Source organism: Methylorubrum sp. POS3 (genome assembly GCF_043352485.1).
Classification (GTDB): Bacteria; Pseudomonadota; Alphaproteobacteria; order Rhizobiales; family Beijerinckiaceae; genus Methylobacterium; species Methylobacterium suomiense.
In genome coordinates, this window is sequence record NZ_JAPRBT010000001.1 from 603,065 (window position 1) to 629,306 (window position 26,242).

25 protein-coding genes and 1 tRNA gene are annotated in these 26,242 nt (G+C 67.7%); 13 read left to right on the top strand and 13 right to left on the bottom strand.

Features of this window, described 5'->3' with window-relative positions; all coding sequences use genetic code 11:
- Window positions 1-30: 30 nt before the first annotated feature.
- Genes nuoI through OWC43_RS02965 form a run of 9 tightly spaced genes read right to left on the bottom strand, consistent with a single transcriptional unit; the run spans window position 31 to window position 9,234 of the window.
- A complete protein-coding gene (gene nuoI / locus OWC43_RS02925; protein WP_091942023.1) occupies window positions 31-519 on the bottom strand; it encodes an NADH-quinone oxidoreductase subunit NuoI in 489 nt (162 codons plus the stop codon).
- Between the two features lie 26 nt (window positions 520-545).
- Window positions 546-1,568 carry an NADH-quinone oxidoreductase subunit NuoH gene (nuoH, locus tag OWC43_RS02930; protein ID WP_137828753.1) on the bottom strand — a complete coding sequence of 341 codons (1,023 nt, stop codon included), beginning with the start codon at window positions 1,566-1,568 and terminating at the stop codon, window positions 546-548.
- 11 nt (window positions 1,569-1,579) lie between these two features.
- A complete protein-coding gene (nuoG, locus tag OWC43_RS02935) occupies window positions 1,580-3,652 on the bottom strand; it encodes an NADH-quinone oxidoreductase subunit NuoG (RefSeq protein ID WP_393955650.1) in 2,073 nt (690 codons plus the stop codon).
- Between the two features lie 34 nt (window positions 3,653-3,686).
- Window positions 3,687-4,988: an NADH-quinone oxidoreductase subunit NuoF gene (gene nuoF / locus OWC43_RS02940; protein WP_137828755.1), complete on the bottom strand. Its 1,302-nt coding sequence runs from the start codon at window positions 4,986-4,988 to the stop codon at window positions 3,687-3,689.
- Between the two features lie 10 nt (window positions 4,989-4,998).
- Window positions 4,999-6,327: an NADH-quinone oxidoreductase subunit NuoE gene (gene nuoE, locus OWC43_RS02945; protein WP_393955651.1), complete on the bottom strand. Its 1,329-nt coding sequence runs from the start codon at window positions 6,325-6,327 to the stop codon at window positions 4,999-5,001.
- A gap of 18 nt (window positions 6,328-6,345) precedes the next feature.
- Window positions 6,346-7,536 (bottom strand): NADH-quinone oxidoreductase subunit D, encoded by a 1,191-nt coding sequence (locus OWC43_RS02950; RefSeq protein ID WP_137828757.1) that lies wholly within the window; start codon window positions 7,534-7,536, stop codon window positions 6,346-6,348.
- 10 nt (window positions 7,537-7,546) lie between these two features.
- Window positions 7,547-8,221 carry an NADH-quinone oxidoreductase subunit C gene (locus OWC43_RS02955; protein WP_393955652.1) on the bottom strand — a complete coding sequence of 225 codons (675 nt, stop codon included), beginning with the start codon at window positions 8,219-8,221 and terminating at the stop codon, window positions 7,547-7,549.
- A 10-nt stretch (window positions 8,222-8,231) separates the two neighbouring features.
- Window positions 8,232-8,819 (bottom strand): NADH-quinone oxidoreductase subunit B family protein, encoded by a 588-nt coding sequence (locus OWC43_RS02960; RefSeq protein WP_137828758.1) that lies wholly within the window; start codon window positions 8,817-8,819, stop codon window positions 8,232-8,234.
- Between the two features lie 49 nt (window positions 8,820-8,868).
- Window positions 8,869-9,234: an NADH-quinone oxidoreductase subunit A gene (locus tag OWC43_RS02965; protein WP_137828759.1), complete on the bottom strand. Its 366-nt coding sequence runs from the start codon at window positions 9,232-9,234 to the stop codon at window positions 8,869-8,871.
- Between the two features lie 475 nt (window positions 9,235-9,709).
- Here OWC43_RS02965 and OWC43_RS02970 point away from each other — a divergent pair.
- Window positions 9,710-9,786: transfer RNA gene (locus OWC43_RS02970), tRNA-Asp, on the top strand.
- Between the two features lie 272 nt (window positions 9,787-10,058).
- Window positions 10,059-10,547 (top strand): CAP domain-containing protein, encoded by a 489-nt coding sequence (locus tag OWC43_RS02975; RefSeq protein ID WP_393955653.1) that lies wholly within the window; start codon window positions 10,059-10,061, stop codon window positions 10,545-10,547.
- 52 nt (window positions 10,548-10,599) lie between these two features.
- Here OWC43_RS02975 and OWC43_RS02980 read toward each other — a convergent pair whose 3' ends face one another.
- On the bottom strand, window positions 10,600-11,043 hold the full coding sequence (locus OWC43_RS02980; RefSeq protein WP_393955654.1) for a pseudoazurin: 444 nt from the start codon (window positions 11,041-11,043) through the stop codon (window positions 10,600-10,602).
- A gap of 337 nt (window positions 11,044-11,380) precedes the next feature.
- On the opposite strand from OWC43_RS02980, the gene carB reads away from it, so the two are divergent.
- The 10 genes from carB to aat all read left to right on the top strand — a co-directional run bounded on the left by carB (window position 11,381) and on the right by aat (window position 23,018).
- Complete coding sequence (gene carB / locus OWC43_RS02985; protein WP_393955655.1) at window positions 11,381-14,854, top strand: carbamoyl-phosphate synthase large subunit; 3,474 nt, start codon at window positions 11,381-11,383, stop codon at window positions 14,852-14,854.
- 127 nt (window positions 14,855-14,981) lie between these two features.
- On the top strand, window positions 14,982-15,458 hold the full coding sequence (gene greA / locus OWC43_RS02990) for a transcription elongation factor GreA (protein WP_171015441.1): 477 nt from the start codon (window positions 14,982-14,984) through the stop codon (window positions 15,456-15,458).
- A 5-nt stretch (window positions 15,459-15,463) separates the two neighbouring features.
- Window positions 15,464-15,970 carry a hypothetical protein gene (locus tag OWC43_RS02995; protein WP_393955656.1) on the top strand — a complete coding sequence of 169 codons (507 nt, stop codon included), beginning with the start codon at window positions 15,464-15,466 and terminating at the stop codon, window positions 15,968-15,970.
- A 50-nt stretch (window positions 15,971-16,020) separates the two neighbouring features.
- Entirely contained in the window at window positions 16,021-17,109 is a 1,089-nt protein-coding gene (locus OWC43_RS03000) for a mitochondrial fission ELM1 family protein (RefSeq protein ID WP_393955657.1), read from the top strand.
- A gap of 253 nt (window positions 17,110-17,362) precedes the next feature.
- Window positions 17,363-18,337, top strand: coding sequence for a thioredoxin-disulfide reductase (trxB, locus tag OWC43_RS03005; RefSeq protein ID WP_137828765.1), 975 nt, complete (start codon window positions 17,363-17,365; stop codon window positions 18,335-18,337).
- A 256-nt stretch (window positions 18,338-18,593) separates the two neighbouring features.
- Complete coding sequence (locus OWC43_RS03010; protein WP_137828766.1) at window positions 18,594-19,484, top strand: LysR family transcriptional regulator; 891 nt, start codon at window positions 18,594-18,596, stop codon at window positions 19,482-19,484.
- A gap of 283 nt (window positions 19,485-19,767) precedes the next feature.
- On the top strand, window positions 19,768-20,223 hold the full coding sequence (gene aroQ, locus OWC43_RS03015; protein WP_137828767.1) for a type II 3-dehydroquinate dehydratase: 456 nt from the start codon (window positions 19,768-19,770) through the stop codon (window positions 20,221-20,223).
- Window positions 20,224-20,241: 18 nt separating this feature from the next.
- The gene (gene accB / locus OWC43_RS03020; RefSeq protein WP_393955658.1) at window positions 20,242-20,721 is read left to right on the top strand and encodes an acetyl-CoA carboxylase biotin carboxyl carrier protein; all 480 of its coding nucleotides are present in this window, start codon (window positions 20,242-20,244) and stop codon (window positions 20,719-20,721) included.
- 10 nt (window positions 20,722-20,731) lie between these two features.
- Window positions 20,732-22,099, top strand: coding sequence for an acetyl-CoA carboxylase biotin carboxylase subunit (gene accC / locus OWC43_RS03025; protein WP_137828769.1), 1,368 nt, complete (start codon window positions 20,732-20,734; stop codon window positions 22,097-22,099).
- A gap of 241 nt (window positions 22,100-22,340) precedes the next feature.
- Window positions 22,341-23,018, top strand: coding sequence for a leucyl/phenylalanyl-tRNA--protein transferase (aat, locus tag OWC43_RS03030; protein WP_393955659.1), 678 nt, complete (start codon window positions 22,341-22,343; stop codon window positions 23,016-23,018).
- 6 nt (window positions 23,019-23,024) lie between these two features.
- On the opposite strand, the gene OWC43_RS03035 is transcribed toward aat, so the two are convergent.
- Window positions 23,025-23,714 (bottom strand): TetR/AcrR family transcriptional regulator, encoded by a 690-nt coding sequence (locus OWC43_RS03035; RefSeq protein WP_393955660.1) that lies wholly within the window; start codon window positions 23,712-23,714, stop codon window positions 23,025-23,027.
- Window positions 23,715-23,761: 47 nt separating this feature from the next.
- On the opposite strand from OWC43_RS03035, the gene OWC43_RS03040 reads away from it, so the two are divergent.
- The gene (locus OWC43_RS03040) at window positions 23,762-24,241 is read left to right on the top strand and encodes a monooxygenase family protein (protein WP_393955661.1); all 480 of its coding nucleotides are present in this window, start codon (window positions 23,762-23,764) and stop codon (window positions 24,239-24,241) included.
- Between the two features lie 135 nt (window positions 24,242-24,376).
- On the opposite strand, the gene OWC43_RS03045 is transcribed toward OWC43_RS03040, so the two are convergent.
- The gene (locus OWC43_RS03045; protein ID WP_137828772.1) at window positions 24,377-25,039 is read right to left on the bottom strand and encodes a DUF2155 domain-containing protein; all 663 of its coding nucleotides are present in this window, start codon (window positions 25,037-25,039) and stop codon (window positions 24,377-24,379) included.
- 103 nt (window positions 25,040-25,142) lie between these two features.
- A complete protein-coding gene (locus OWC43_RS03050) occupies window positions 25,143-26,240 on the bottom strand; it encodes an SMP-30/gluconolactonase/LRE family protein (RefSeq protein ID WP_393955662.1) in 1,098 nt (365 codons plus the stop codon).
- Window positions 26,241-26,242: the final 2 nt, after the last annotated feature.

Here is a 26,242-nt window from a genome sequence, read left to right on the forward strand (position 1 = left end):
ACAGCGCACCGGAAGACCTTGGCCGGAACCTCAGCGATACGGTGCGTCGGTCGCGATGTTCCGGGCGATCTCGCGCTCCCAGCGGTCGCCGTTCGCGAGCAGCTTCTCCTTGTCGTAGAGCAGCTCCTCGCGAGTCTCGACCGAGAACTCGAAGTTCGGCCCCTCGACGATGGCATCGACCGGGCAGGCCTCCTGGCACATGCCGCAATAGATGCACTTCACCATGTCGATGTCGTAGCGCGTGGTGCGCCGCGTGCCGTCGTTGCGGCGGGGGCCCGCCTCGATGGTGATGGCCTGGGCCGGGCAGATCGCCTCGCAGAGCTTGCAGGCAATGCAGCGCTCCTCACCGTTGGGATAGCGGCGCAGGGCATGCTCGCCCCGGAAGCGCGGCCCCCGGTGCCCCATCTCGAAGGGATAGTTGATCGTGGCCTTCGGCTTGAAGAAATACTTCATGGCGAGGACGAACCCCGACACGAACTCCTTCAGGAGAAGGCTTCTGGCGACCTGATCGAGCTTCACGGCGCGATCTCCGAATGCGGTTGCGGTCAGGCTCCCGGCGCGAGGCCGGTGAGCTTGAGGACGAAGGCGACGACGATGACCGAGATCAGCGACAGCGGCAGGAAGACCTTCCAGCCGAGCCGCATGAGCTGGTCGTAGCGGTAGCGCGGCACCATGGCCTTCACCATGGCGATCATGAAGAACAGGAAGCTTGCTTTCAGCGCGAACCAGATCACGCCCGGCACCCAGGTGAAGGGCGCGAACGGGATCGGCGAGAGCCAGCCGCCGAGGAACAGCACGGTCCCGAGCGCGCACATGGTCATGATGGCCACGTATTCGCCGAGCATGAACAGCAGGTACGGCGTCGAGGAATACTCGACCATGTAACCGGCCACGAGCTCCGATTCCGCCTCAGGGAGATCGAAGGGCGGGCGGTTCGTCTCGGCGAGCGCGGACACGAAGAACACGCCGAACATCGGGAACAGCCACAGCCAGTACCAGCCGAACAGCCCGAGCGCCGTGTCCTGCGCCATGACGATGCGCGAGAGATTGAGGGAGCCGGCGCAGAGCAGCACGCAGATGATCACGAAGCCCAGCGACACCTCGTAGGAGATCATCTGCGCGGCGGATCGGAGCGCGCCGAGGAAGGCGTATTTCGAGTTCGACGCCCAGCCGCCCATGATGACGCCGTAAACGCCGAGGGAGGAGATGGCGAAGATATAGACGATGCCGACATTGAGGTCGGCGATCGCCCAGCCATCCGCCAGGGGGATCACCGCCCAGGAGGCGAGCGCCAGCATCGCGAAGACCAGCGGCGCCAACAGGTAGATCGCCTTGTTGGCGCCCGCCGGAATGACCGGCTCCTTCAGCACGAACTTCAGGAGATCGGCGAAGGACTGGAACAGACCCCAGGGGCCGACCACGTTGGGCCCCCGCCGCAACTGCACCGCCGCCCAGATCTTGCGATCCGCCAGAAGGGCGTAGGCGATGAAGACCAGGAGCGCTGCGAGCAGCACGAAGCTCTTCAGCGCGATCAGGAGAACGGTGCCGAGCACCTCGAGGAAGGTCATCGGGCCGTTCCCTATTCCGCCGCTTCGAGCGCGCGGCCCCGGGCGAGCCCGGAGCACTCGGCGAGCACCCGCGAGGCACGGGCGATCGGATTGGTGAGATAGAAGTCGGCAACCGGCGAGGAGAACGCCGCCTTCTCGGACCGACCCGGCAGCGCCGCGAGCGTCTCCAACGCCGCCATATCCGACGGCTCGACGGACCCGACCGCGGCGAGATGCGGATGGGCAGCGTACAACGCCTTGCGCAGGCCTCCGAGCGAATCGTAGGGCAGGCGCTTGCCCAGGATGTCGGAGAGGGCGCGCAGGATCGCCCAATCCTCGCGGGCATCCCCGGGCGGGAAGCCGGCGCGATTGGTCATCTGCACCCGGCCTTCCAGATTGACGTAGGTCGCGCTCTTCTCGGTATAGGCGGCGCCCGGCAGGATCACGTCGGCGCGGCTCGCACCGGCATCGCCGTGGGTGCCCTGGTAGATCACGAAGGCACCCGGTGGGATCGCCCGCTCGTCGGCGCCGAGGTTGAACACCACGTCGAGCGCACCCGGCTCCAGCATCTGCGAGAAGGTCAGCCCACCCTCCCCCGGCACGAAGCCGAGATCGAGCGCACCGACGCGGGCCGCCGCCGTCTGCAGCACGCCGAAGCCGTTCCAGCCCTCCGCGACGGCGCCGACTTCCTTCGCCAGGGCCGCCGCGGCGGCGAGCGCGCCGGGCACGCCGAGCGCGCCCTCGCCGACGATGATGAGGGGGTGCTCGGCCTTTTGCAGGATTTCGAGGAAGCTGTGCTCGCCCTTGCCCAGCGAGGTCAGGGTGTCCGCGCCCGCGCCGAGATAGGTGTAGGGGTAGGTCAGATCGGGCTGCTCGTCGAGGATCAGGCCGACGGCGAGCGGCGCCATGCGCCAGCGCTTGCGGATGCGCACGTTCAGCAGCGAGGCCTCGGTGCGTGGATTGGTGCCGACCAGGAGGATCGCGTCCGCCCGCTCGATACCGGGGATCGTCGGTCCGAACGTGTAGGCGGCGCGGCCCCAGGCCGGATCGAGTGCCTCGCCGGTCTGGCGCGCATCGAGATTCGTGACGCCGAGCGATCCCATCAGCTGCTGGAGGGCGAAGATCTCCTCAACGCCCGCGAGATCACCGACCAGCGCGCCGACGCGCTTCGGGTCGGCCCCCTTCATCTTGGCGGCGATGGCCGAGAAGGCCTCCCCCCAGGAGGCCGGACGCACGCGTCCGTTCTCGCGCAGGAACGGTCGGTCGAGCCGCTGGAGGCGGAGACCGTCGACCACGTGGCGCGTCTTGTCGGAGATCCACTCCTCGTTGATCTCCTCGCTGATCCGCGGCTCGATCTGCATCACCTCGCGGCCGCGGGCATCGACGCGGATCGCGGAGCCCACCGCATCCATCACGTCGACGGATTCGGTCTTGTGCAGCTCCCACGGGCGCACGTTGTAGCTCTGCGGCTTGTGGACCAGCGCGCCGACGGGGCAGAGATCGGCGACGTTGCCTTGCAGCTCCGAGCCCATCGCCTGTTCCAGGTAGCTCGTGATCTCCATGTCCTCGCCACGGCCAATGGCGCCGAGATCCGGCACGCCGGCCACCTCCGCCAGGAAGCGGACGCAGCGGGTGCAGTGGATGCAGCGATTCATCGCCGTGCGCACCAGCGGGCCGATATACTTCTCTTCGACCGCGCGCTTGTTCTCGTGATAGCGGGTCGAATCGACGCCGTAGGCCATCGCCTGATCCTGCAGGTCGCAATGGCCGCCCTGGTCGCAGATCGGGCAATCGAGCGGGTGATTGATGAGGAGGAACTCCATCACCCCCTCGCGGGCCTTTTTCGTGAGGCCCGAGCGGGTCAGAACCTCCGGCGGCTCGCCGTTCGGTCCGGGCCGACAATCCTTCACCGCGTAGGCGCAGGAGGCCACCGGCTTCGGCGCGCCCTTCAGCTCCACCAAGCACATGCGGCAATTGCCGGCGATCGACAGCCGCTCGTGGAAGCAGAAGCGCGGGATTTCCGCGCCCGCGACCTCACAGGCCTGGAGCAGGGTGTAATCGGCCGGGACATCGACCTCGGTGCCGTCGACGAGGATTTTGGTCATCGTGTCTTCTCGACGTTGAGCATCGGGGCGGCGGTCACTCCGCCGCCATCGGCACTGCATCCATGTGCGGGTTGGCGCTGTACTGGTCGATCCGCTTCTCGATCTCCGGCCGGAAATGCCGGATCAGGCCCTGGATCGGCCAGGCCGCCGCATCGCCCAGCGCGCAGATCGTGTGCCCCTCCACCTGCTTGGTGACTTCGAGCAACATGTCGATCTCGCGCTTCTGCGCGCGGCCGGCGGCCATGCGGGTCAGCACGCGCCACATCCAGCCGGTGCCCTCCCGGCAAGGCGTGCACTGGCCGCAGGACTCGTGCTTGTAGAAGTACGAGATGCGCGCGATCGCGCCGACGATGTCGGTCGACTTGTCGAGCACGATCACCGCCGCGGTGCCGAGACCCGAGCCGAGATTGCGGAGGGTATCGAAGTCCATCTTGGCGTCGATGATCTGCTCGGCCGGAACGAGCGGGACGGATGAACCGCCCGGGATGGAACACAGAAGATTGTCCCAGCCGCCGCGCATCCCGCCGCAATGCTTGTCGATCAGCTCGCGGAAGGTGATGCCGAGTTCTTCCTCGACGTTGCAGGGCTTGTTGACGTGGCCCGAGACGCAGAACAGCTTGGTGCCGGTGTTGTTCTTGCCGCCGAGACCAGCAAACCACGCGCCGCCCCGGCGCAGGATGGTGCCGGCGACCGCGATCGACTCGACGTTGTTGACGGTCGTGGGACAGCCATAGAGGCCCATATTCGCCGGGAACGGCGGCTTCAGCCGCGGCATTCCCTTCTTGCCCTCAAGGCTCTCGATGAGGGCCGTCTCCTCGCCGCAGATATAGGCACCCGCGCCGTGGTGCACGTAGATGTCGAACGGGTAATCGTGGATGTTCGACGGGCCGACAAGACGGGCCGCGTAAGCCTCGTCCACGGCCCGCTGAAGGGCGAACTTCTCCGCCACGTACTCGCCGCGGATATAGACGTAGCAGGCATGCGCGCCCATGGCGAAGGACGCCAGCAAGCAGCCTTCGATCAGGAGATGCGGATCGTGCCGCATGATCTCCCGGTCCTTGCAGGTGCCCGGCTCCGACTCGTCGGCATTGACGACGAGGTAATGGGGACGCCCGTCGGACTTCTTGGGCATGAACGACCATTTCAGGCCGGTCGGGAAGCCTGCGCCGCCGCGGCCGCGCAGGCCCGAGCCCTTCATCTCGTCGATGATCCAGTCCCGGCCCTGATCGAGCAGAAACTTGGTGCCGTCCCAGGCGCCCCGCTTCTTCGCCGCCTCGAGATCGGGCGAATGCAGGCCGTAGAGATTGGTGAAGATGCGATCCTGATCGGAGAGCATGTGTCGGTCCTCAGCCCTTCGTTCCGGCGAGGTCGGCGGCCTGCCGCACCCAGTTCTCGCGATCGATCCGACCTGGGAACGCGAGGTACGCACCGACCCAGGCGACCTCCTGCGGGGTCCAGGCGGCGATCTGGTCGTAATGCCAGATGCCGAGGCCGTTCAGGCGGGTCTGGTTGACCGGGCCGATTCCCCGGATCCGGGTCAGGTCGTCCGGACGGTCGTCGCGGGCAGCCGGCAATCCCGCAGGACGCTGGCCTGCCGCGTCGGCGCGCGCCTCCGGGCTCTCCGTCTCGGGCACCGCGTCGTCCGCGCCCCCGGCCACCGGGTGCTGCGGCGGTTCGGTGCGCAGAGCCGCATCTTCGGCGAGCGCACGGGTCTCCTCGTCGGGCGTCACGGTCACGGCCGGGGGTTCGCCCGCCGCGACGCGCTCGGCCGGCGAGTCGAGGGCCGAGCTGTCCCCCGGCCGGGACCCAGCGGTCTTGGCCTGCGAGGTGCCCCGCTCCGTGGCCTCGGCCTTGTCCGATTCCCGCACCGGAGGTTCACCCGCGGCGGCGCGCTGCGCCGGCCCGTCGGCGGTGCCCTGCTCGATGGGACGACCGGCCTCTGGACGGGCGGGCTTCGCCTCCGTCGCGGCCCGTGCCTCGGAGGAGGCAGCTTCCTCGTGCTTGATCTCTTCCTCGGCCTTCGTCGCCTCGAAGCGCTTGCGCCAAGCGCCGACGCGCGAACCGTCGAACAGCGTCGGGTCGGTGAGCGTGTTGACCGCGTCCTTCGGCTCGGACGAGACGCGACCGATCTGCGATCCGATCTTGACCGGGCGCCCGGCGGCGAGATCGTCCATGAGCTTGTTGAGACTCTCGGGCGTCAGATCCTCGTAGTAATCCTGATTGATCTGCACCATCGGCGCGTTGCAGCAGGCGCCCAGGCACTCGACCTCGAGCCAGGAGAAGTTGCCGTCCGCCGAAACGTGGCCGGGCGGGCCGAGGCGCGCCTGAAGCGCGGCCTTCAGCTCCTTCGCCCCGCAGCAATCGCAGGGAACCGTGCCGCAGAGCTGAATCCAGAAGCGGCCGACCGGCTCCAGCGCGAACATCGTGTAGAAGGTCGCGACCTCCAGCACGCGGATATGCGGCATGCCGAGCTGGTCGGCGACCGCCTCGATCGCCTTCTGCGGCAGCCACCCGCCGTTCTGCTCCTGCGCCTTCCACAGCAGCGGGATCACGGCGGAGGCCTGACGCCCTTCCGGGTACTTCTCGATCTGGCCGCGGGCCCACTCGGCATTCTCCGGAGAGAACGCGAAGTTCTGAGGCTGCTCGGCGGCGGGGGCGAGTCTGCGGTTGGCCATGACGTCCGACGCGTTCCTTCAGCGGTCCACTTCACCGAACACGATGTCCAACGTGCCGAGCACGCAGGACACATCGGCCAGCAGGTGGCCGCGGCACATCCAGTCCATCGCCTGCAAATGCGCGAAGCCCGGAGCCCGGATCTTGCAGCGATACGGCTTGTTGGTGCCGTCCGACACGAGATAGACGCCGAACTCGCCCTTGGGCGCCTCGACCGCCGCGTAGACCTCGCCCGCCGGGACGTGGAAGCCTTCGGTGTAGAGCTTGAAGTGGTGGATCAGCGCTTCCATCGAGCGCTTCATCTCCCGGCGCGGCGGGGGCGCGAACTTACCGTCGGTGGAGGCGATCGGGCCCTGCCCGGCAGGCTCGCGCAACTTGGCGCAGCACTGCTTCATGATCTTCACCGATTCCCGCATCTCTTCCATGCGGATGACCTGCCGGTCGTAGGTGTCGCCGTTCTTGCCCACGGGGATGTCGAAATCCATCTCCTCGTAGGCCTCGTAGGGCTGCGACTTGCGCAGATCCCACGGGATGCCCGAACCGCGCACCATCACGCCCGAGAAGCCCCATTCCATCGCCTCGTCCTGGCTGACGATGCCGATGTCGACGTTGCGCTGTTTGAAGATGCGGTTGGCCATGACGAGGTTGTCGAGGTCGTCGACCACCTGCAGGAACGGGTCGCAGAACGCCTCGATATCGTCGATGAGCGCGGGCGGCAGGTCCTGATGCACGCCGCCGGGGCGGAAATAGTTGGCGTGCAGGCGGGCACCCGAGGCGCGCTCGTAGAAGATCATCAGCTTCTCGCGCTCCTCGAAGCCCCAGAGGGGCGGCGTGAGAGCGCCGACATCCATCGCCTGCGTCGTCACGTTGAGGAGATGCGAGAGCAGCCGCCCGATCTCACAGAACAGGGTGCGGATGAGCTTGGCGCGGCGCGGAACCTCGATGCCGGCGAGCTTCTCGATCGCCAGGCAGAATGCGTGCTCCTGATTCATCGGCGACACGTAGTCGAGCCGGTCGAAATAGGGCGTCGCCTGGAGGTAGGTCTTGTGCTCGATCAGCTTCTCGGTGCCGCGATGAAGCAGGCCGATATGCGGATCGACACGTTCGACCACCTCGCCGTCGAGCTCGAGCACGAGGCGCAGCACGCCGTGCGCCGCCGGGTGCTGCGGCCCGAAATTGATCGAGAAGTTGCGGATATTGTGTTCGGACATGCCCGCGGCCTCAGCTCGACGTCTTCTCGTCGCCGGGGAGCACGTAATCCGTGCCCTCCCACGGCGACAGGAAGTCGAAGTTCCGGAATTCCTGGGTGAGCTTGACCGGCTCGTAGACGACGCGCGCCTCGTCCTGGTCGTAGCGGACCTCAACGAAGCCCGTCAGCGGGAAGTCCTTGCGGAGCGGATGCCCCTCGAAGCCGTAATCGGTGAGCAGCCGGCGCAGGTCGGGATGACCCGAGAACAGGATGCCGTAGAGGTCGTAGGTCTCGCGCTCGTACCAGTTGGCGGCCGGGAAGACCGTGATCGCGGAGGGCACCGGCGTCGCGGCATCCGTCTGCACCTTCACCCGCACGCGGGTGTTATGGCGCAGGCTGAGCAGGTGGTAGACCACCTCGAACCGGCGCGCCCGCTGCGGATAATCGGCGCCGCAGATATCGATGAAGCACCGGAAGGCGCAGGCCGGCTCGTCCCGCAGGTAGGTCAGCGCATAGACGATGTCGCTGCCCTGCACGGTCAGGGTCAGTTCGCCGAAGGCGATCGCCCAATCGGTGACCGCGGGGCCCAGGGCGCCGTCGATGCGCTCGCCCATGGCGCGCAAGGCGTCGTCGCCCTGGGGCGCCGCGACGGTGCCGCGCAGGACAATGCCGTTGGTGGTCACGGCGGCGGGCATGGCTTCGCTCATCGCCTCTCCCTCAGCGCTCGATCGTGCCGATACGGCGAATCTTCCGCTGCAGCAGCAGAACACCGTAGAGCAGCGCTTCCGCCGAAGGCGGACAGCCCGGCACGTAGATATCGACCGGCACGACGCGGTCGCAGCCGCGGACCACCGAGTAGGAATAGTGGTAGTAGCCGCCGCCATTGGCGCAGGAGCCCATGGAGATGACGTAGCGCGGCTCCGGCATCTGGTCGTAGACCTTGCGGAGCGCCGGGGCCATCTTGTTGGTCAGCGTGCCGGCGACGATCATGACGTCGGACTGACGCGGGCTGCCACGGGGCGCGAAGCCGAAGCGCTCGCAATCGTAGCGCGGCATCGACATCTGCATCATCTCGACGGCGCAGCAGGCGAGGCCGAAGGTCATCCACATCAGCGAGCCGGTGCGGGCCCAGTTGATGAGTTCGTCGGCACTGGTGACCAGGAACCCGCGATCGGCCAACTCATCGTTGATCGACAGGAACATCGGATCGCTGGCGCCGATGGGCCGGCCGGTCGCGGGATCGATGATCCCTTTCGGCTGGGGCGCGATCTCGGGCGCGCGGGAAAGGGTCGGGTTCAGGGCCATTTCTGCCTCTGAGCGAGGATAGGAAGGGCGGCGTCGGACCGGCCGTGGCCTAGTCCCATTCGAGGGCGCCCTTGCGCCACTCGTAGACGAAGCCGACGGTCAGGACGCCGAGGAAAATCATCATCGACCAGAAGCCGAACCAACCAAGTTCCCCGAACGTGATCGCCCAGGGAAACAGGAAAGCGACCTCTAGATCGAAAATGATGAATAGAATTGCGACGAGGTAAAAGCGCACATCGAACTTCATGCGCGCATCATCGAATGCGTTGAAGCCGCATTCGTAGGCCGAGAGCTTCTCAGGATCCGGGCTCGAATAGGCGACCACGAAGGGCGCAACCAGCAGGGCCGCCGCGATGAACAGCGAGACGCCGATGAACACGATAAGCGGAAGATAGTCCGCAAGCAGGCCGGTCATGCCGAACCCCTCGTTTCGTTGCGCGGGAGGATCATGGAAGTGCCCTCGCGTCGACGCCTGGCCGCGGAGAGGGTTCCTCCCGTGGAATTCCTCCAATGCCAGACTGGGCGCTGGCGAGGCTTAGACGAGGCCTCAGGACGAAACAAGGGTATTGCGCGTCGCACAAACACCCCATGCACCCCGAGACAGCCACGCTGGTATACCAGTGCATGGGCTACCTTCGCAGCACGCATGGGTTGCCCCCACGGAAGGGCGGGTCGGGCGATCCGCGCGATGGCCCATACCACTCTTCTCGCTCGATACACGTTAAACGCGTAGGCCGCGCCGAGATCTTTCCGATCGCCCTTCACCGCGCCGGAAGCCGGCCGGAAAACGAATCGCGAAAGTGCGCTTCCCTTGCTTGACAGCCCGAAGCGCCCCCCCTAAACCCCGCCTCGTCGCCGGCAGCGAGGCCATCCCCTCCGGCGACCGCCACGCGGGCGTAGCTCAGTCGGTTAGAGTGCCGGCCTGTCACGCCGGAGGTCGCGGGTTCGAGCCCCGTCGCCCGCGCCACGTCTTCTTAAGAAGACAATCTAGACCGCAAGCTGAAATCGGCACAAGCGGCTCGAACTTATCTGATCCCTTGCATCGTCGAATTCGGTCCGCGCCCTCGGGCCGGTCGGCCTGTTCGTGCGCCGGGATGCATGGCTGGCTGCGGCGCATGCGTGGCCGCGGCGCCACGGCGGCGACCGCACCGTTGCGTCTGTCCGGACTCGCCGCTGTTTCGCCGCATCGGCCGGGGATGCGCTGGGGCAACGCCTCACGCCCTCGCTCCGAATCGCCCGATGCCGATCCTGCGCCCCGTTTCCGCCGCGCTTCTCCTCGCTCTCACGCTCGCGGGCTGCGGCGGCTCGCCCGTTCTGGACGCCAGCCTTCCGACGGTCCCGGTGATTCTCGACGAGGGCGCCGCCGCCCAGGCGATCTCGCGCTACCGGGCGCAGCACGGCCTCGGACCCGTCACGATCGATTCGAGCTTGATTCGCGCGGCCTCGTTCCAGGCAGGCGCCAATGCGCGGATGGGGCGCCTCAGCCACGAGGCCGCCGGCTCGTTCGAGAGCCGAATGGCGCAGGCCGGCTTTGCCAAGCGCTACGCGTCGGAGAATCTCAGCGCGGGTTCGGAAACCTTCGATCAGGTCCTTGACCGCTGGAAGGCCTCGCCCGAGCACAATCGCAACATGCTCATGCCGCAGTTGCGCCGGATCGGCATCGCCCGGGTCGATGCCCCGGGCACCCGCTACAAGCGCTTCTGGGCGCTGGTCATGTCGGGGGATTGAGCGGCGGTCCTCGCTAGATGAGGCGGGACCGCCTTCCCGGGGCGGGCTCCGGTTACTGCGCCTGGGCGAAGAGCGGCTCGAACCGCTTCTGCGTCAGCTTATTGTGGGGGACGCTCTTGGCGGCCTCCAGGTTGTCGCGCTTGTCGCCGACGACCACGAGCGCGACCATACCCATGATGTAATGCGGCGCGCATTTGAAGCCGTAGACACCCTCCTTGTCGAACGTGACGACGGCGTCCTGGCTCACGACCGTCTTCACGTATTCCGCGCCCTCCGGCGCCATGCCCTTGATGGTCTCGACGTTGTGGCCCTTGTCGGTCTGCACGAACTTGATGCTGTCGCCGGGCTTCAGCTTCACGAAGGCCGGATCGAACACCATCGACCCGCCCGGCCCGTTGTTGAGGGCCTTGACCGTGAATTCCTCGGCCGCGGCCGGCAGCGCCGACGCGACGCCCGAGAGCAGGGTCACCGCGACCATCAGATGCTTCAACGCCATTGTTCGCTTCCTCGGAATGATTCTCATGATGATCGGCATACATCGCCGATCTTCGTCCGATATAGACTCTATTAGGAAACAGCAAATGGAGATATACTGGTATAAATTCGAATAATTAAACTTTTAAAATCAGTCGAGGCGGAGGGGGTCTCCGAGCCGGCGGGAGAGATCGCGGGGTTGGAAAACGGGCATGGCGGGGCCGCTCTTTCAATGCCGCGCGGCCGGGTGTAAACGCGGGGCTTGACGATCATCCAGGCCGCCCGATCCCTTCGGGCGCCGCCCGAAAGAGGCGGCGCGCGGGGGGTGAGCGCGCGCGAGCTAGACCTCAAGGCGCTCAATGCCGAAACGCACCGACATCCATTCCATTCTCATCATCGGTGCGGGGCCGATCATCATCGGGCAGGCCTGCGAGTTCGATTATTCCGGCACCCAGGCCTGCAAGGCCCTGCGCGAGGAAGGCTACCGGATCGTTCTGGTGAACTCGAACCCGGCGACGATCATGACCGATCCGGACATGGCCGACGCCACCTATGTCGAGCCGATCACCCCGGAGATCGTGGCCAAGATCATCGAGAAGGAGCGGCCCGACGCCCTCCTGCCGACCATGGGCGGCCAGACCGCGCTGAACTGCGCCCTCTCGCTGAAACGCATGGGCGTCCTCGAGAAGTTCGGCGTGCAGATGATCGGCGCCACGGCGGAGGCCATCGACAAGGCCGAGGACCGCAACCTCTTCCGCGACGCGATGACGAAGATCGGCCTTGAGACGCCGAAATCCGAGCTCGCCAACGCCTCCGCCGCCAAGAAGGCGGATCGCGACCGGTATCTGGCCGAGACTGCGCGAATCGAGGCGGCCAATGCCGATCCGGATGCCCGCGCGGCAGCGCTCGCCGAGTTCGAGCGGCAGTGGAGCGGCGGTGAGGGCGACCGTCGCCGTCGCTACATCGAGCACGCTCTGGGCCAGGCCCTGATCGCGCTGGCCGAGGTCGGCCTGCCGGCGATCATCCGCCCGTCCTTCACCATGGGCGGAACCGGTGGCGGCATCGCCTACAATCGCGAGGAATTCCTGGAGATCGTCGAGCGCGGCATCGACGCGTCGCCGACCAACGAGGTGCTGATCGAGGAGAGCGTGCTCGGCTGGAAGGAATACGAGATGGAGGTGGTCCGCGATAAGGCGGACAACTGCATCATCGTCTGCTCCATCGAGAACGTCGATCCGATGGGTGTCCACACCGGTGACTCGATCACGGTGGCGCCGGCCCTCACGCTGACGGACAAAGAGTATCAGGTGATGCGCGACGCCTCGCTGGCGGTCCTGCGCGAGATCGGCGTCGAGACCGGCGGCTCGAACGTGCAGTTCGCCATCGACCCGGCCACGGGCCGGATGATCGTCATCGAGATGAACCCGCGCGTCTCGCGCTCCTCGGCGCTGGCCTCGAAGGCGACGGGCTTCCCCATCGCCAAGGTGGCGGCCAAGCTCGCCGTCGGCTACACCCTCGACGAGATCGCCAACGACATCACCGGCGGGGCGACGCCGGCCTCGTTCGAGCCGACGATCGACTACGTCGTCACCAAGATCCCGCGCTTCGCGTTCGAGAAGTTCCCCGGCGCCGAGCCGACCCTGACCACCGCCATGAAGTCGGTGGGCGAGGCCATGGCCATCGGCCGCTGCTTCGCGGAATCGCTGCAGAAGGCCCTGCGCTCCCTGGAGACGGGCCTGACCGGCCTCGACGAGATCGAGATCGAGGGCCTCGGCAAGGGCGACGACCACAACGCCATCAAGGCCGCGCTCGGCACGCCCACGCCCGACCGCCTGCTCAAGGTCGCCCAGGCGATGCGGCTGGGGATCAGCCATGAGGAGATCCACGCTTCCTGCAAGATCGACCCGTGGTTCCTCGAGCAGCTCCAGGCCATCGTCGATCTGGAAAACCGGGTGAAGGCCCACGGCCTGCCGACGACGCCCGGCGCCTTCCGCCAGCTCAAGGCCGCGGGCTTCTCCGACGCTCGCTTGGCGGTTCTGGCCGATACCGACGAGCAGGTCGTGCGCGACGCGCGCCGTACCTTGAGCGTCCGCCCGGTCTTCAAGCGGATCGATACCTGCGCCGCCGAGTTCAAGGCGCCCACCGCCTACATGTACTCGACCTACGTCGCCCCCTTCGCCGGCACGGTGGCGGACGAGGCTTACCCGTCGGACAAGAAGAAGGTCATCATCCTCGGCGGCGGCCCGAACCGGATCGGTCAGGGCATCGAGTTCGACTATTGCTGCTGCCACGCCTGCTTCGCCCTGACGGAAGCCGGCTACGAGACCATCATGGTCAACTGCAATCCGGAGACGGTCTCGACCGATTACGACACGTCCGACCGGCTCTATTTCGAGCCGCTGACGGCGGAGGACGTGCTGGAGATCGTCGAGACGGAGCGGCAGGCCGGAACGCTCCACGGGGTGATCGTGCAGTTCGGCGGCCAGACGCCGCTCAAGCTCGCCCGCGCGCTGGAGGCGGCGGGCGTGCCGATCCTCGGCACCTCGCCCGACGCCATCGACCTCGCCGAGGACCGCGATCAGTTCAAGCGGCTCCTCGACAAGCTCAGCCTCAAGCAGCCCAAGAACGGCATCGCCTACTCGGTGGAGCAGAGCCGGCTCGTCGCGGCCGAACTCGGCCTGCCCTTCGTGGTGCGCCCCTCCTACGTGCTGGGCGGGCGGGCCATGGCGATCATCCGCGACGAGGCGCAATTCGCCGAGTACCTGCTGGGCACCCTGCCGAGCCTGATCCCCTCCGACATCAAGTCCCGTTATCCCAACGACAAGACGGGGCAGATCAACACGGTCCTGGGCAAGAACCCGCTGCTGTTCGACCGCTACCTGTCGGATGCCACCGAGGTCGATGTGGACGCGGTCTGCGATGGCGAGACCGTGTTCATCGCCGGCATCATGGAGCATATCGAGGAGGCGGGCATCCATTCGGGGGACAGCGCCTGCTCGCTGCCGCCGCGCTCGCTCAGCCCCGAGATCATCGCCGAACTGGAGCGCCAGACCAAGGCGATGGCCCTGGCCCTCAAGGTCGGCGGCCTCATGAACGTGCAATACGCGATCAAGGACGGCACGATCTACGTGCTGGAGGTGAACCCGCGGGCCTCGCGCACCGTCCCCTTCGTCGCCAAGGTGATCGGCGAACCGATCGCCAAGATCGCCGCGCGGATCATGGCAGGCGAGCGGCTCGACGGCTTCGGCCTCAAGCCGAAGAAGCTCGACCATATCGCGGTCAAGGAAGCGGTGTTCCCCTTCGCCCGCTTCCCCGGCGTCGATGTCCTGCTCGGGCCGGAGATGCGCTCGACCGGCGAGGTGATCGGGTTGGATGCCGGCTTCGGCGTGGCCTTCGCCAAGAGCCAGCTCGGCTCCGGCACCGCCGTGCCGCGCACCGGCACCGTATTCATCTCGGTGCGCGACGACGACAAGCCGCGCGTGCTGCCGACCATCCGGCTCCTGTCGGAGCTCGGCTTCAGCATCCTCGCCACCGGCGGGACGCAGCGGTATCTGGCCGACGAAGGCATCCCGACGGGCCGCATCAACAAGGTGCTGGAGGGCCGCCCCCACATCGTCGATGCGATCAAGAACGGCGAGATCGCGCTCGTCATCAACACCACCGAGGGAGCGGGCGCGCTGTCCGACTCCCGCTCGCTCCGGCGGGCGGCCCTCTTGCATAAAGTGCCGTACTACACCACTCTGGCGGGCGCGATGGCGGCGGCCGAGGGGATCAGAGCCTATCTCGAAGGCGACCTTCGGGTGCGGGCCTTGCAGGAGTACTTCGCGGCCTAAATACCTCCGGCGCGCGAGGTGCCCGGCGGACAGGGCGCCTCGCGGTCTGAACTGAGAGCCGTTTTCCGGCCCGGAAGGAGCTCACCGCTCCCGCCGGGCCTCTTCATTGTGGCGCGAGACCATGAGCATCGACAAGGTTCCGATTACGATCCGTGGCTACGCAGCTCTCGAGGAAGAGCTGAAGCATCGCCAGCAGGTGGAGCGGCAGCGCATCATCCAGGCGATCTCCGAGGCGCGCGCCCTGGGCGACCTGTCCGAGAACGCCGAGTATCATGCCGCCAAGGAGGCCCAGTCCCACAACGAGGGCCGGGTGCTCGAACTGGAGAGCATGATCGCGCGGGCCGAGATCATCGACACCGCGAAGCTCTCGGGCGCCAAGATCAAGTTCGGCGCGCGGGTGAAGCTCCTCGACGAGGATACCGAGGAAGAGAAGACCTACCAGATCGTCGGCGAGCCGGAGGCGGACGTGCGCGAGGGTCGGGTCTCGATCTCCTCGCCGATCGCGCGCGCGCTGATCGGCAAGGGCGTCGGCGACACCGTCGAGGTGACGACGCCCGGCGGCGGCAAATCCTACGAGGTCGTCGCCGTCGAGTGGGGAGCCTGATCCCGTTGCCGGCCCCCGGCCTCAAGGCCCTCTCGGCCCTCTTGGCCCTGGGCCTCGGCCTGTTCGCGGGGCCGGCCGGCGCCCAGGATTTCGGCCGGATCGGTGGCGTCTCCGTCGATGTGCGCCCGCTCGCCGCCTATGGCGGCGGGCCCCAGGCGGAGGCTCTGCGGGCCGATCTGACGGCGGCGCTGCGGCAGGCCTTCGGCGATCGGATCGTGCGGGGGGCGCCGACCCTGGTGGTGCGCGTGAGCGGTCTCTCGCTCAACCCCTATGCCGGGGCCCAAGGCGCGAGCCGCGGCAGCTTCGGCGGAGGCGGCGTCACCGATTATCTCGATGGCGAGGCGCTGCTGGTCGGCCGTGACGGTGCGGTTCTCGCCCGCCATCCCCAGCTCTCGGCTCTGCCGGCGAGTTCGGGCGGAGCGTGGTACGATCCAGCCTCGGAGCGGCGGCGCGTCGCGGCGCTGGCCGAGCATTACGCGGCATGGCTTCGGCGCCAACTGCCGACTCAGTAGAGTCGGCCGGTCGGGTCGGAAGCGGGACACAGTTCGGGGACGTGCGTGGCGTGAGCGGAAGCGGGCCGGTGGCGGGGGACGGCGTCGTGCCGCCCGAGATCGGGCGCGCGCGCGCCTGGATCGTGACCGACGGCAAGGCCGGCGACGAGAACCAGTGCATCGGGATCGCCCAAGCCCTCGGCCTGGATGTCGAGCGGCGGCGCATTCCGCGCGGTCGCCCGCTGACCTGGATGGCTCCCTGGGGACCGATCGATCCCCGCGACGCGCCCGGCCGGGCCGGGGGCGTCCTCGAAGGCCCCCTGCCCGATATCCTGATCGCCTCGGGCCGGCGCGCGGTGCCCTATCTGCGGGCGGTGCGACGTGCCTCGCAGGGGCGCACCTTCACGGCTTTCCTCAAGGACCCGCGGACGGGGCACGACACCGCCGACTTCATTTGGGTTCCGGATTACGACGATCTGCGCGGCCCCAACGTCTTCACGACGCTCACCGCCCCGCACCCCGTCTCCCGCGCCAGGCTCGACGCCGCCCGCGCGCAGCCGGACCCACGGCTGTCGGCCCTCCCCTGGCCGCGCATCGCCGTGCTGATCGGTGGCGACAGCCGGCACCTCAGTTACCGCAAGTCCGACACGCGCCGCCTCGTGCGCGACCTGACCAAGCTCGCCGATGGCGGCTGCACCCTGATGATGACGGTGTCGCGGCGCACGCCGCCCGATCTCAGCGCGGCCCTCGGCGACCTGATCCGCCGCAAGGGCGGCTTCCTCTGGGACGGCACGGGAGAGAATCCCTATATCGGCATGCTGGCGATCGCCGACCACATCGTCGTCACCTCGGATTCGGCGAACATGGTCGGCGAGGCGGCGAGCACCGGGGTGCCACTCCTGCTGTTCGACCTGCCGCGCACCTATATTCGGCATCGGCGGATGTTCGCGGGCCTCGCCATGGCGGGGGCCCTCAAACCCTTCATCGGCCGTCTGGAGGCCCTGCGCTACACCCCGATCGACGCGACCCCCGAGATCGCCGAAGCGATGGCCGCAGCCTACGCGGCGCATCGGCGGCTGTTCGATCCGGCGCGGCGGGTGGAAAGCCCTGAGGCGGCGGGCCCATCGGCGGTCATACCGGCGCCGAAGGGGTCCATCTGAACCGTACTCCGACGGGGCGGAAACCAATTCGTCGCGAGAAGCCGCGGCACACACGGAGCGAGGGATGCGCCCGGACTGAACGGGGTCGGGCGGCATTCTCGGACGAGGCAAAAGACGGAGATCGAACGCCTCCGGGCGGCACGGACTTCGAAACGATCAATTTCCGTGCGCTGTGCCACACTGCGCGCGAATCGATGAGGCGACGGGCCCGCTCTGCCGCGCGGGTTCGGCCGGAACCAGGAGACGGCGAGAGATGGCCCACACCCACACGAGACTCGTGATCATCGGCTCGGGACCTGCGGGCTACACGGCCGCCATCTACGCCGCCCGCGCCATGGTCGAGCCGCTGCTGATCTCCGGCTTCCAGCCCGGCGGCCAGCTCATGATCACGACCGATGTCGAGAATTATCCGGGATTCGCGGAAGCGATCCAGGGGCCTTGGCTGATGGAGCAGATGCGCCTTCAGGCCGAGCATGTCGGCACGAAGATCGTGTCCGAGTACATCACCAAGGTCGATCTGCAGACCCGTCCCTTCCGGCTGGAAGCCGATTCCGGCGAGACCTATAGCTGCGACGCGCTCATCATCGCCACCGGCGCGCAGGCGAAGTGGCTCGGCCTTCCGTCGGAGGCGAAGTTCCAGGGCTTCGGCGTCTCGGCCTGCGCCACCTGCGACGGCTTCTTCTTCCGCGGCAAGGACGTGACGGTGGTGGGAGGCGGCAACACCGCCGTCGAGGAGGCCCTGTATCTGGCCAATCTCGCCAAGTCGGTCACGGTGATCCACCGTCGCGGCGAGTTCCGGGCCGAGCGCATCCTGCAGGAGCGGCTGTTCAAGCACGCCAACGTCACCGTGAAGTGGCATCATGCCGTCGAGGAGATCTGCGGCTCCGAGGCGCCGCCCTCGGTCACGCATCTGCGCCTGAAGGATCTGCGCTCCGGCCAGATCGTCGAGCACGCCACCGACGGCCTGTTCGTCGCGATCGGCCATCAGCCCGCGACCTCCATCTTCGAGGGCCAGTTGCCGATGCGACATGGCGGCTACATCGCGGTGACGCCGGGCACGACCGCGACCGACGTGCCGGGCGTGTTCGCGGCGGGCGACGTCACCGACGACGTCTACCGGCAGGCGATCACCGCCGCCGGCATGGGCTGCATGGCGGCCCTCGAAGCCGAGAAGTATCTGGCTGCCCTCGATGTCGGCGAGAGCCCGGCCAAGGCCGCGGCCGAGTAAGGCCGCCGCTTCGCAGGTTCGTTTGGGGATAACGGTGGGCACCGGCGACCGGCGCCCATTTCCCTGTTGACGGCCCTGTGACGCAACCAAATCGCAAGCTTGCCGTCCTAGTCTGAACCATGCAGGAGCCCTACGGTTTCGCGAGGAGCCCTTCGCTCAGCGAATGACGGGGGCGCCAGCAGGGTGGATGTCGTGCAACGCCCAAGGGTCGCGGCCTCCCGTGACGGGCAGACCTCGACGGGCGGGAGTGACGGCCTTGGATTGGGACAAGATCCGGATTTTCCTCAACGTCGCGGAGGCCGGCAGCTTCACGCGGGCGGGCGACGATATCGGGCTCAGCCAGTCGGCGGTGAGCCGTCAGATCAGCGCCCTCGAGCGCGAATTGAAGGCGCCGCTGTTCCACCGCCACGCCCGCGGCCTGATCCTGACCGAGCAGGGCGACCTGCTGTTCCGCGCCGCGCGGGACATGAAGCTGCGGCTTGAGAACACCCGCGCCCGCCTCGTCGAGACGAGCGAGCGCCCGTCAGGCGATCTGCGGGTGACGACGACGGTCGGGCTCGGCTCGTCCTGGCTCGCGGGCCGCATCTCGGAATTCCTCGACCTCTACCCGGATGTCCGGGTCGAATTGGTGCTGACCAACGAGGAACTCGATCTCGCCATGCGCGAGGCCGACATCGCCATCCGCATGCGTCGGCCGGCCCAGCCGGACCTGATCCAGCGGCGGCTGTTCACGGTGCATTACCACGCCTTCGCCAGTCGCGATTACGTGAAGCGCTTCGGCGAGCCCAAGACCATCGCCGATCTCGACGAGCACCGGCTCGTCTCCTTCGGCGGAAACGAGCCCTCCTACCTGCTGGCCACCCACTATCTCTCCAGCATCGGCCGCGAGGGCGACGACCGCCGCCCGGTCCACTTCACGGTCAACAACATCACCGCCCTGCACAAGGCCATGGAGGCCGGGATCGGCGTCGGCATCCTGCCCGACTACGCGGTGGACGGCGACGAGAACCTCGTCCAGGTCCTGCGCGAGGCCGAGATGCCGACCATGGAGAGCTACCTCGTTTATGCCGAGGAAATGCGTACGGTCGCCCGCGTTCAGGCGTTCCGCGACTTCCTCGTCAATAAGGCCCAGCGCTGGACCTACTGAGGGCTCTTCCGAGTCATCTTCGCCCGGTCATTCCGGAGCACGAAGAAGGCCGGATCCGGCATCCACGACGGGCCTCGCCCCCTGCCCCAGCCGCGCATTGCGGGCGGGCTCCGGGTTAAGCTGAGCGGTCCCAGAATGACGGCACGCGTCGAAGGACGGCGTGAACGCGGACGCGACCATCGCAGGGAAACCACGACCGCCCTTGTCGCGGGCGCTCGGCCTCGTCTAAGACCGGCCCTCCCGCCGGGCGGCTCAGGCCCCCGTCGAAAGAAATCCGGCTGGCATGACCGCGATTCACTGTCTCAACGGGCCGAACCTCAATCTGCTGGGCACGCGCGAGCCGGGCATCTACGGCGCGGCCACCCTGGCCGATATCGAGCGCGACCTGCGATCGCGCGCGGATCGCCTCGATATCGCCCTGACCTTCCGTCAGACGAATCACGAGGGCGAACTCGTGACGTTCGTGCAGGAGGCCGGCGCGGCCGGAGCCGGGGTGCTCATCAACGCCGCCGCCTACACGCACACCTCGGTCGCGCTCCGCGACGCCATCGCAGGAACCGGCGTGACCGCGGTCGAGATCCACCTCTCGAACGTGCATGCCCGCGAGGCGTTTCGTCATGTCTCTCTGATCGCACCGGTCTGCGCCGGGGTGATCGCGGGCTTCGGCCCCTACAGCTATCTCGCAGGGCTCGAAGCCCTCGCCCATCTCCTGCGCGGACGGTCCCCGTCCGCTCCCTGACTGCAGAACCAAGAGCCGATGGCCAAGAACGAACCCTTCGATCCCGATCTGGTGCGCGAACTCGCCAAGATGGTCGCCGAGACCGATCTGACCGAGATCGAGGTCGAGAAGGGCGACCTGCGCATCCGCGTCGCCCGCAAGATCGAGACGGTGGCGGTTCAGGTCGCCCCGCCCGCCGCCATCGCCGCGGCGGCGCCTGCGGCCTCGCCCGCGGCGGTTCCGGCGGCTCTCGCCCCCGCGCCCGCCAAGGCCGGGGCCGGGCATCCCGGCGCCGTCCCCTCGCCGATGGTCGGCACCGCCTATCTGCGCCCCTCCCCGGAGGCGAAGCCGTTCATCGAGATCGGCACAAAGGTCCAGGCGGGCGACAAGCTGCTGCTCGTCGAGGCGATGAAGACCTTCAACGAGATCGTGGCGCCCCGCGCCGGCACCGTCACCGCGATCTTCGTCGAGGACGGCATGCCGGTCGAGTACGGCGAAGCGCTCCTCGTCCTCGAGTGATGGCTGGCGGATGTTCGACAAGATCCTGATCGCCAACCGCGGCGAGATCGCCCTGCGCATCCTGCGGGCGGCCAAGGAACTCGGTATCGCGACCGTGGCGGTCCATTCCACGGCCGATGCCGATGCCATGCATGTGCGGCTGGCCGACGAGAGCGTCTGCATCGGGCCGCCCGCGGCCCGCGACAGCTACCTCAACATCCCCTCGATCATCGCGGCCTGCGAGATCACGGGGGCGGACGCGGTGCATCCGGGCTACGGCTTCCTGTCCGAGAATGCCCGCTTCGCCGAGGTGCTGGCCCACCACAATATCGGCTTCATCGGCCCCAAGGCCGAGCATATCCGGGTGATGGGCGACAAGATCGAGGCCAAGCGCACGGCGAAGGCGCTCGGCATCCCCTGCGTGCCCGGCTCGGAAGGCGGCATCACCGACACGGACGAGGCCAAGCGGGTCGCCGCCGAGATCGGCTATCCGGTGCTCGTAAAGGCGGCCTCCGGCGGCGGCGGGCGCGGCATGAAGGTGGCCCGCACCGAGGCCGACCTCGAGCAGGCGCTGAACATGGCCCGCACCGAGGCCAAGGCGGCCTTCGGCGACGATGCGGTCTATCTCGAGAAGTACCTGACCAAGCCGCGCCACATCGAGGTGCAGATCCTCGGCGACGGTCGCGGCGACGCGGTGCATCTGGCCGAGCGCGACTGCTCGCTCCAACGTCGGCACCAGAAGGTCTGGGAAGAAGGCGGTTCGCCCGCGCTCAATGCAGAGATGCGCGCCGAGATCGGCGGCATCTGCGCCAACGCCATGCGGAAGCTCGGCTATCTCGGCGCCGGCACCATCGAGTTCCTCTACGAGGACGGGCGGTTCTACTTCATTGAGATGAACACCCGCATCCAGGTGGAGCATCCGGTCACCGAGATGATCACCGGGATCGACCTCGTGAACGAGCAGATCCGGGTCGCGGCCGGCGGCGGTTTGTCCGTGGCTCAGGAGGACATCAAGGTCGAGGGCCATGCCATCGAGTGCCGGATCAATGCCGAGCACCCGGCGACCTTCCGGCCCTCACCCGGCCTCATCACCTATTTCCACCCGCCGGGCGGTCTCGGCGTGCGCGTCGATTCGGCGGCCTTCCAGGGCTACCGCATTCCGCCGAACTACGACTCGCTGATCGGCAAGCTGATCGTGCACGGGCGCACCCGCAACGAGTGCCTGATGCGCCTGCGCCGCGCCCTCGACGAGTTCGTGGTCGACGGCATCGACACGACGCTGCCGCTGTTCCGCACCCTGGTGCGGAACGCCGACGTGCAGAACGGCCAGTACGACATCCACTGGCTCGAGGCCTTCCTGGAACGCGAGGGCCTGTCGGAGACGGATCCGAAGCGCTGAGCGGACAAGACGAGGATACGAGAGCCGGCCCTCGTCAGAGGGTCGGCTTTTTTATGCCCTCCGCGGTCGTTCCGGGTCTCGCCGAAGGAGAGAACCCGAAAACCATGACGGGGCCGCGAGGGGGCAGATTCCGCCTTGCATCCGCATCACGGGTGGAGTCCGCGTCCCGCTCCGCGGCCTTGGAATGAGGGTTGAGGATAGGGCTGGCGTTCCCACGCGACCGGAGCGACAACACTTGTCGATGCACGACAGGACTTCCGTGGACATCACGCCCGACATCCTGCTCAAGGCCTACGCCGCGGGGATCTTCCCGATGGCGGAGGATGCCGATGACCCGACGATCTACTGGGTCGAGCCGCGGGCCCGAGGCGTCCTGCCCCTCGACCGCTTTCACGTGCCCCGGCGCCTCGCCCGCACCGTGCGGTCGGACCAGTTCGAAGTCGTCACCGACCGCGATTTCGATGCGGTGATCGACGGCTGCGCCGCCCCACGGCGCGATACGGCGCGAACCTGGATCAATGGCCGGATCCGCGACCTCTACGGCGCCCTCTACGACCGCGGCGCCTGCCACACCGTCGAGGTCTACCGCGACGGGCAGCTGGTGGGCGGGCTCTACGGCGTCTGCCTCGGTGCCGCGTTCTTCGGCGAGAGCATGTTCCACGAGGCCCGCGACGCGTCCAAGGTCGCCCTCGTCCATCTCGTCGCCCGGCTGCGCCGCGGTGGCTTCCGGCTCGCCGACACCCAGTTCCTCACCGACCACCTCAGCCAGTTCGGCGTCGAGGAAGTCCCGCGCCACATCTACAAGCGCCGCCTCGCCGAAGCCGCCACCCAACGGGCCGAGTGGGGCGACCCGGCGCGGGTCTTCTCCGGCAGCGAGGCCCTGGCCGATCTCGGCTTGGGGCGCGATACGCCGGACTGACCGGCCTCAGCGCCCCCGCGCGTCGAGATCGAGCAGCCGCTCGGCGAGCGCGGCGACGGCCTCACGATTGCCGCGCAGATCCGCGCCGAGCAGCCCGTCGAGCGCCAGCACGGCGATGCCGTGGACGAGCGCCCAGCACCGGAGCGCCTCGTCCGTCGCGCGCTCGGGCGGCATCAGCGCCGCCACCCGGTGAGCAAGCACGCCGAAAGCTCCCGAGGACGCCGCCGCCAGGGCCTCGGGCGGCTCGGCCGCGCAGGTGCGAAACATCAACCGAAACAGTCCGGGATGGGCCGCCGCGAAGCCGATATAGGCGACGCCTTGAGCAACCAGCGCCGCCTGCCCCTCCCCTGCCCCACCCGCAGCCGCCGAAGTCTCGACATCGCGGCGGAGACCGGATCGGGCGTCCATCGTCTCTCCGACGGAACCCTGAACGCCTCGGTCCGGATCGTCCGCGGCCTCGAGCGCGGCGCGCAGTCGTTCGAAGCCGACCGTGGCGACGGCGGCGAGCAGGGCGTCCTTGTCCGGAAAATGCCGGTACGGCGCCATCGCCGAAACGCCTGCCCGTCGGGCGGCTTCGCGCAATCCCAGCGAGGCCGGATCACCCCCCTCCTCCAGGATGGCCAGTCCCGCCTCGACCAGGGCTTCGCGCAATCCGCCATGGTGGTAGCTAGCCTTCGCCGACGGTGATGTTGACACTGTACGCGACGATCCTATGATGACAGCGTAAACATCGAGGTGGTGCCATGCGGATCGGCCAAGCGCAAGCGACCCACGAGCCTCGTCCGGACCGGGAATCGGTCGATCTCTCCGGCTTTCCGGATCTCGTCGTGGTCTATCTCGGCTTTCGCGTCGGCACCTGGCGAGGTCTGAAGGCGCTGTTCGGGATCGGTCGTGGCCTCGTCGGTATCCAGCGCGACATGCCCGACGGGCTCTTGGCCCACGAGAACCTCGTATTCGGTCTCAACCATATCGGCATGCGCCAGTACTGGCGCGACTTCGAAAGCCTGGAAGCCTTCACCCGTTCGGAGCCGCACCGGACATGGTGGCGTGATTTCGGGCGCGATCGCTCCGGCACCGCGTTCTGGCACGAGGCTTACCGTCTGTCGGGGGGTATGGAGGCGATCTATGTCGGCCTGCCGCGCCCGATCGGGCTTGCGCGCTTCGCCGGTGCCCGCAAGCCACTCGGCCCGTTCCTGAGTTCGCGGCAAAGACTGGCGGGGTGAGTCCCCCAATCGAGCGGCCTCTCCCACCCGGCCCCCTCATCCTGAGGCGCCACATGAGCGGCCTCGAATGAGGGCTCCACTGCGCGCCGCCACCTCAGGATGAGGGGGAGTATGAGGGGTAGAGGGTGAGTGCCCCTACCGGAACAGCGCGTCGAACAGGTTCTGCGGCTCGCGGGGCGGCGGCGGGGCCGGCGCCGGGCCCTCGTTGTTCGGGAAGAACTTTCGGGACGGCTTCTGCTTGGGCTGGACCGGCACGCCGCGTGGGCCCTCGACATCGACTTGGCCGTTCTGGTTGACCTGGCTGGCGGTCTTGGTCGGATCCGTCCCCTTCTTGCGGCCGGGCTTCTCCTGGCGCGAGGCGAGGGCCGGCACGTCTTCCTGATCCTTCGCCTCGGCGATCACGTCGGTGCCGCCCTTACAATCGGTCAGCCACACATCGTAGATCGGGTGCTCGATGGCATGCAGTCCCGGGCTCGCCGCGAACATCCAGCCCGTGAAGATGCGCCGGTACTTGCTGTCGAGCGTCACCTCGTCGACTTCGAGGAACGCGGTGGTCTTGGGCGTCTCGGTGGGCGGCCGCGAGTAGCAGACCCGCGGCGTCATCTGCAGGGCCCCGAACTGCACGGTCTCGTCGATGGCGACCTCGAAGGTCACGATGCGGCCGGTGATCTTGTCGAGCCCGGAGAACACCGCGGTCGGGTTCTTGATCTTGTCGGCCGCGGCCGGCAGCGCGGCGAGGCCGAGGGCGAAGACGGCGAGCGCGGTCCGGCGCACGGCTCTGACGGGGATGCGGCTCAAGTCGCCCTCTTGAGTCATTCGAACGGCCGGTGGGCCCGAACACTGCTTCGGCCGTCTCAACACCCCAAGGGTGGTGGAAAAAGGGCGATGGCGTGCGGTTCGGTCAGTTCCGCACCGGCTTCGCCCCGATCGCCATGCGGTAGACAGTGGTCGGGAACACGATCTTGCCCGTGCCGCCGTTCATGGCTTTGCTGCGGTTCATCTGCGCCGCCGGAATCCACAGCCCCCCCTCCTCGTCGATCCACATCGCGTCGACCCATACGAGGCGGGGATCCTGCACCAGGGTGCTCTGCGTGCCGTCGGGCGCGAATTTGAGGATGCGCAGATTGTCGGTGTCGGACGCGTAGATGTTGCCATCCCCGTCGATGGCGGTGCCGCCGGTGGAGACGGTGGCGGCGAACAGCGCGACATGGCGTCCCCGCTCCTGCTCGCTCGCCCCCTTGTCGTCCAGCCACTTCGTCTCGATCCGGTAAAGCGGGCCGGTGCAGGCCTGGTAGTAGAACCATTTGCCGTCGGGCGAGACCTCGAGCTGGTCGGCGTGGATCGCGATCGGCTTCTCCTTCTCGCTGAGGAGCACCTTGTTCTCGCCGGTGAGCGGGCGCTGCGCCACCGTGGACGGATGCCCGTCGAGGACGCGGCGGAGCGAACCGTCGTCGAGGTCGAGCACGATGATTCCCGGCTGGCCGGCATCGGTCAGGTAGACTTTGCGACCGTTGAACCGGAAATCGTCGATGAAGCTCTTGTCCGTGGTCGCCCCCCCGAGCGGGTGGACCTTGCGGACGGCGTTGGTGGCGAGGTCGATCTGCACCAGCTTCGGCCCGCCGGGCAAAGGCGTGCCGCCGAGTTCGGGCGCTCCCTTGTCGACCACCCAGAGATCGCCGTCCGGTCCGATGCGGATCGCGTTGGCGCCGACGAAGGCCTTGGCCGGGTCGTCACCGGTCTTCCAGCTGTTCCAGGCCGTGTCGGGATAGGCTTGCGGCTTGCCGTCGATCCACTCGCCGAGCTGGATGCCCTTGTCCTTCTGCTGACGCTGGAACGGCGAGAACAGCCGCCCGTCCTTGGAGCGGGTGATGCCGTTGAAGACGAGGCTCTCGGATTTCAGGGCAGGGGTCAGCTCGGCCTGCGCCCGCGCATCGGCCTCCTGGGCATGAGGCGCCGAGGCCGCAAGGCATAGCAGGGCCGCCATCGTGATCGCGCGCATCC

Coding starts and splice junctions, on each gene's coding strand:
- accB (WP_393955658.1), top strand. CDS start 20,242: ATGGCCAAGAACGAACCCTTCGATCCCGATCTGGTGCGCGAACTCGCC.
- OWC43_RS03050 (WP_393955662.1), bottom strand. CDS start 26,240: ATGCGCGCGATCACGATGGCGGCCCTGCTATGCCTTGCGGCCTCGGCG.
- nuoG (WP_393955650.1), bottom strand. CDS start 3,652: ATGACCAAAATCCTCGTCGACGGCACCGAGGTCGATGTCCCGGCCGAT.
- OWC43_RS02960 (WP_137828758.1), bottom strand. CDS start 8,819: ATGGCCCTGAACCCGACCCTTTCCCGCGCGCCCGAGATCGCGCCCCAG.
- OWC43_RS03040 (WP_393955661.1), top strand. CDS start 23,762: ATGCGGATCGGCCAAGCGCAAGCGACCCACGAGCCTCGTCCGGACCGG.
- OWC43_RS02975 (WP_393955653.1), top strand. CDS start 10,059: ATGCCGATCCTGCGCCCCGTTTCCGCCGCGCTTCTCCTCGCTCTCACG.
- OWC43_RS02950 (WP_137828757.1), bottom strand. CDS start 7,536: ATGTCCGAACACAATATCCGCAACTTCTCGATCAATTTCGGGCCGCAG.
- OWC43_RS02980 (WP_393955654.1), bottom strand. CDS start 11,043: ATGGCGTTGAAGCATCTGATGGTCGCGGTGACCCTGCTCTCGGGCGTC.
- nuoH (WP_137828753.1), bottom strand. CDS start 1,568: ATGACCTTCCTCGAGGTGCTCGGCACCGTTCTCCTGATCGCGCTGAAG.
- trxB (WP_137828765.1), top strand. CDS start 17,363: ATGGCCCACACCCACACGAGACTCGTGATCATCGGCTCGGGACCTGCG.
- nuoF (WP_137828755.1), bottom strand. CDS start 4,988: ATGCTCTCCGATCAGGATCGCATCTTCACCAATCTCTACGGCCTGCAT.
- OWC43_RS02955 (WP_393955652.1), bottom strand. CDS start 8,221: ATGAGCGAAGCCATGCCCGCCGCCGTGACCACCAACGGCATTGTCCTG.
- accC (WP_137828769.1), top strand. CDS start 20,732: ATGTTCGACAAGATCCTGATCGCCAACCGCGGCGAGATCGCCCTGCGC.
- aat (WP_393955659.1), top strand. CDS start 22,341: ATGCACGACAGGACTTCCGTGGACATCACGCCCGACATCCTGCTCAAG.
- aroQ (WP_137828767.1), top strand. CDS start 19,768: ATGACCGCGATTCACTGTCTCAACGGGCCGAACCTCAATCTGCTGGGC.
- OWC43_RS02965 (WP_137828759.1), bottom strand. CDS start 9,234: ATGACCGGCCTGCTTGCGGACTATCTTCCGCTTATCGTGTTCATCGGC.
- carB (WP_393955655.1), top strand. CDS start 11,381: ATGCCGAAACGCACCGACATCCATTCCATTCTCATCATCGGTGCGGGG.
- nuoE (WP_393955651.1), bottom strand. CDS start 6,327: ATGGCCAACCGCAGACTCGCCCCCGCCGCCGAGCAGCCTCAGAACTTC.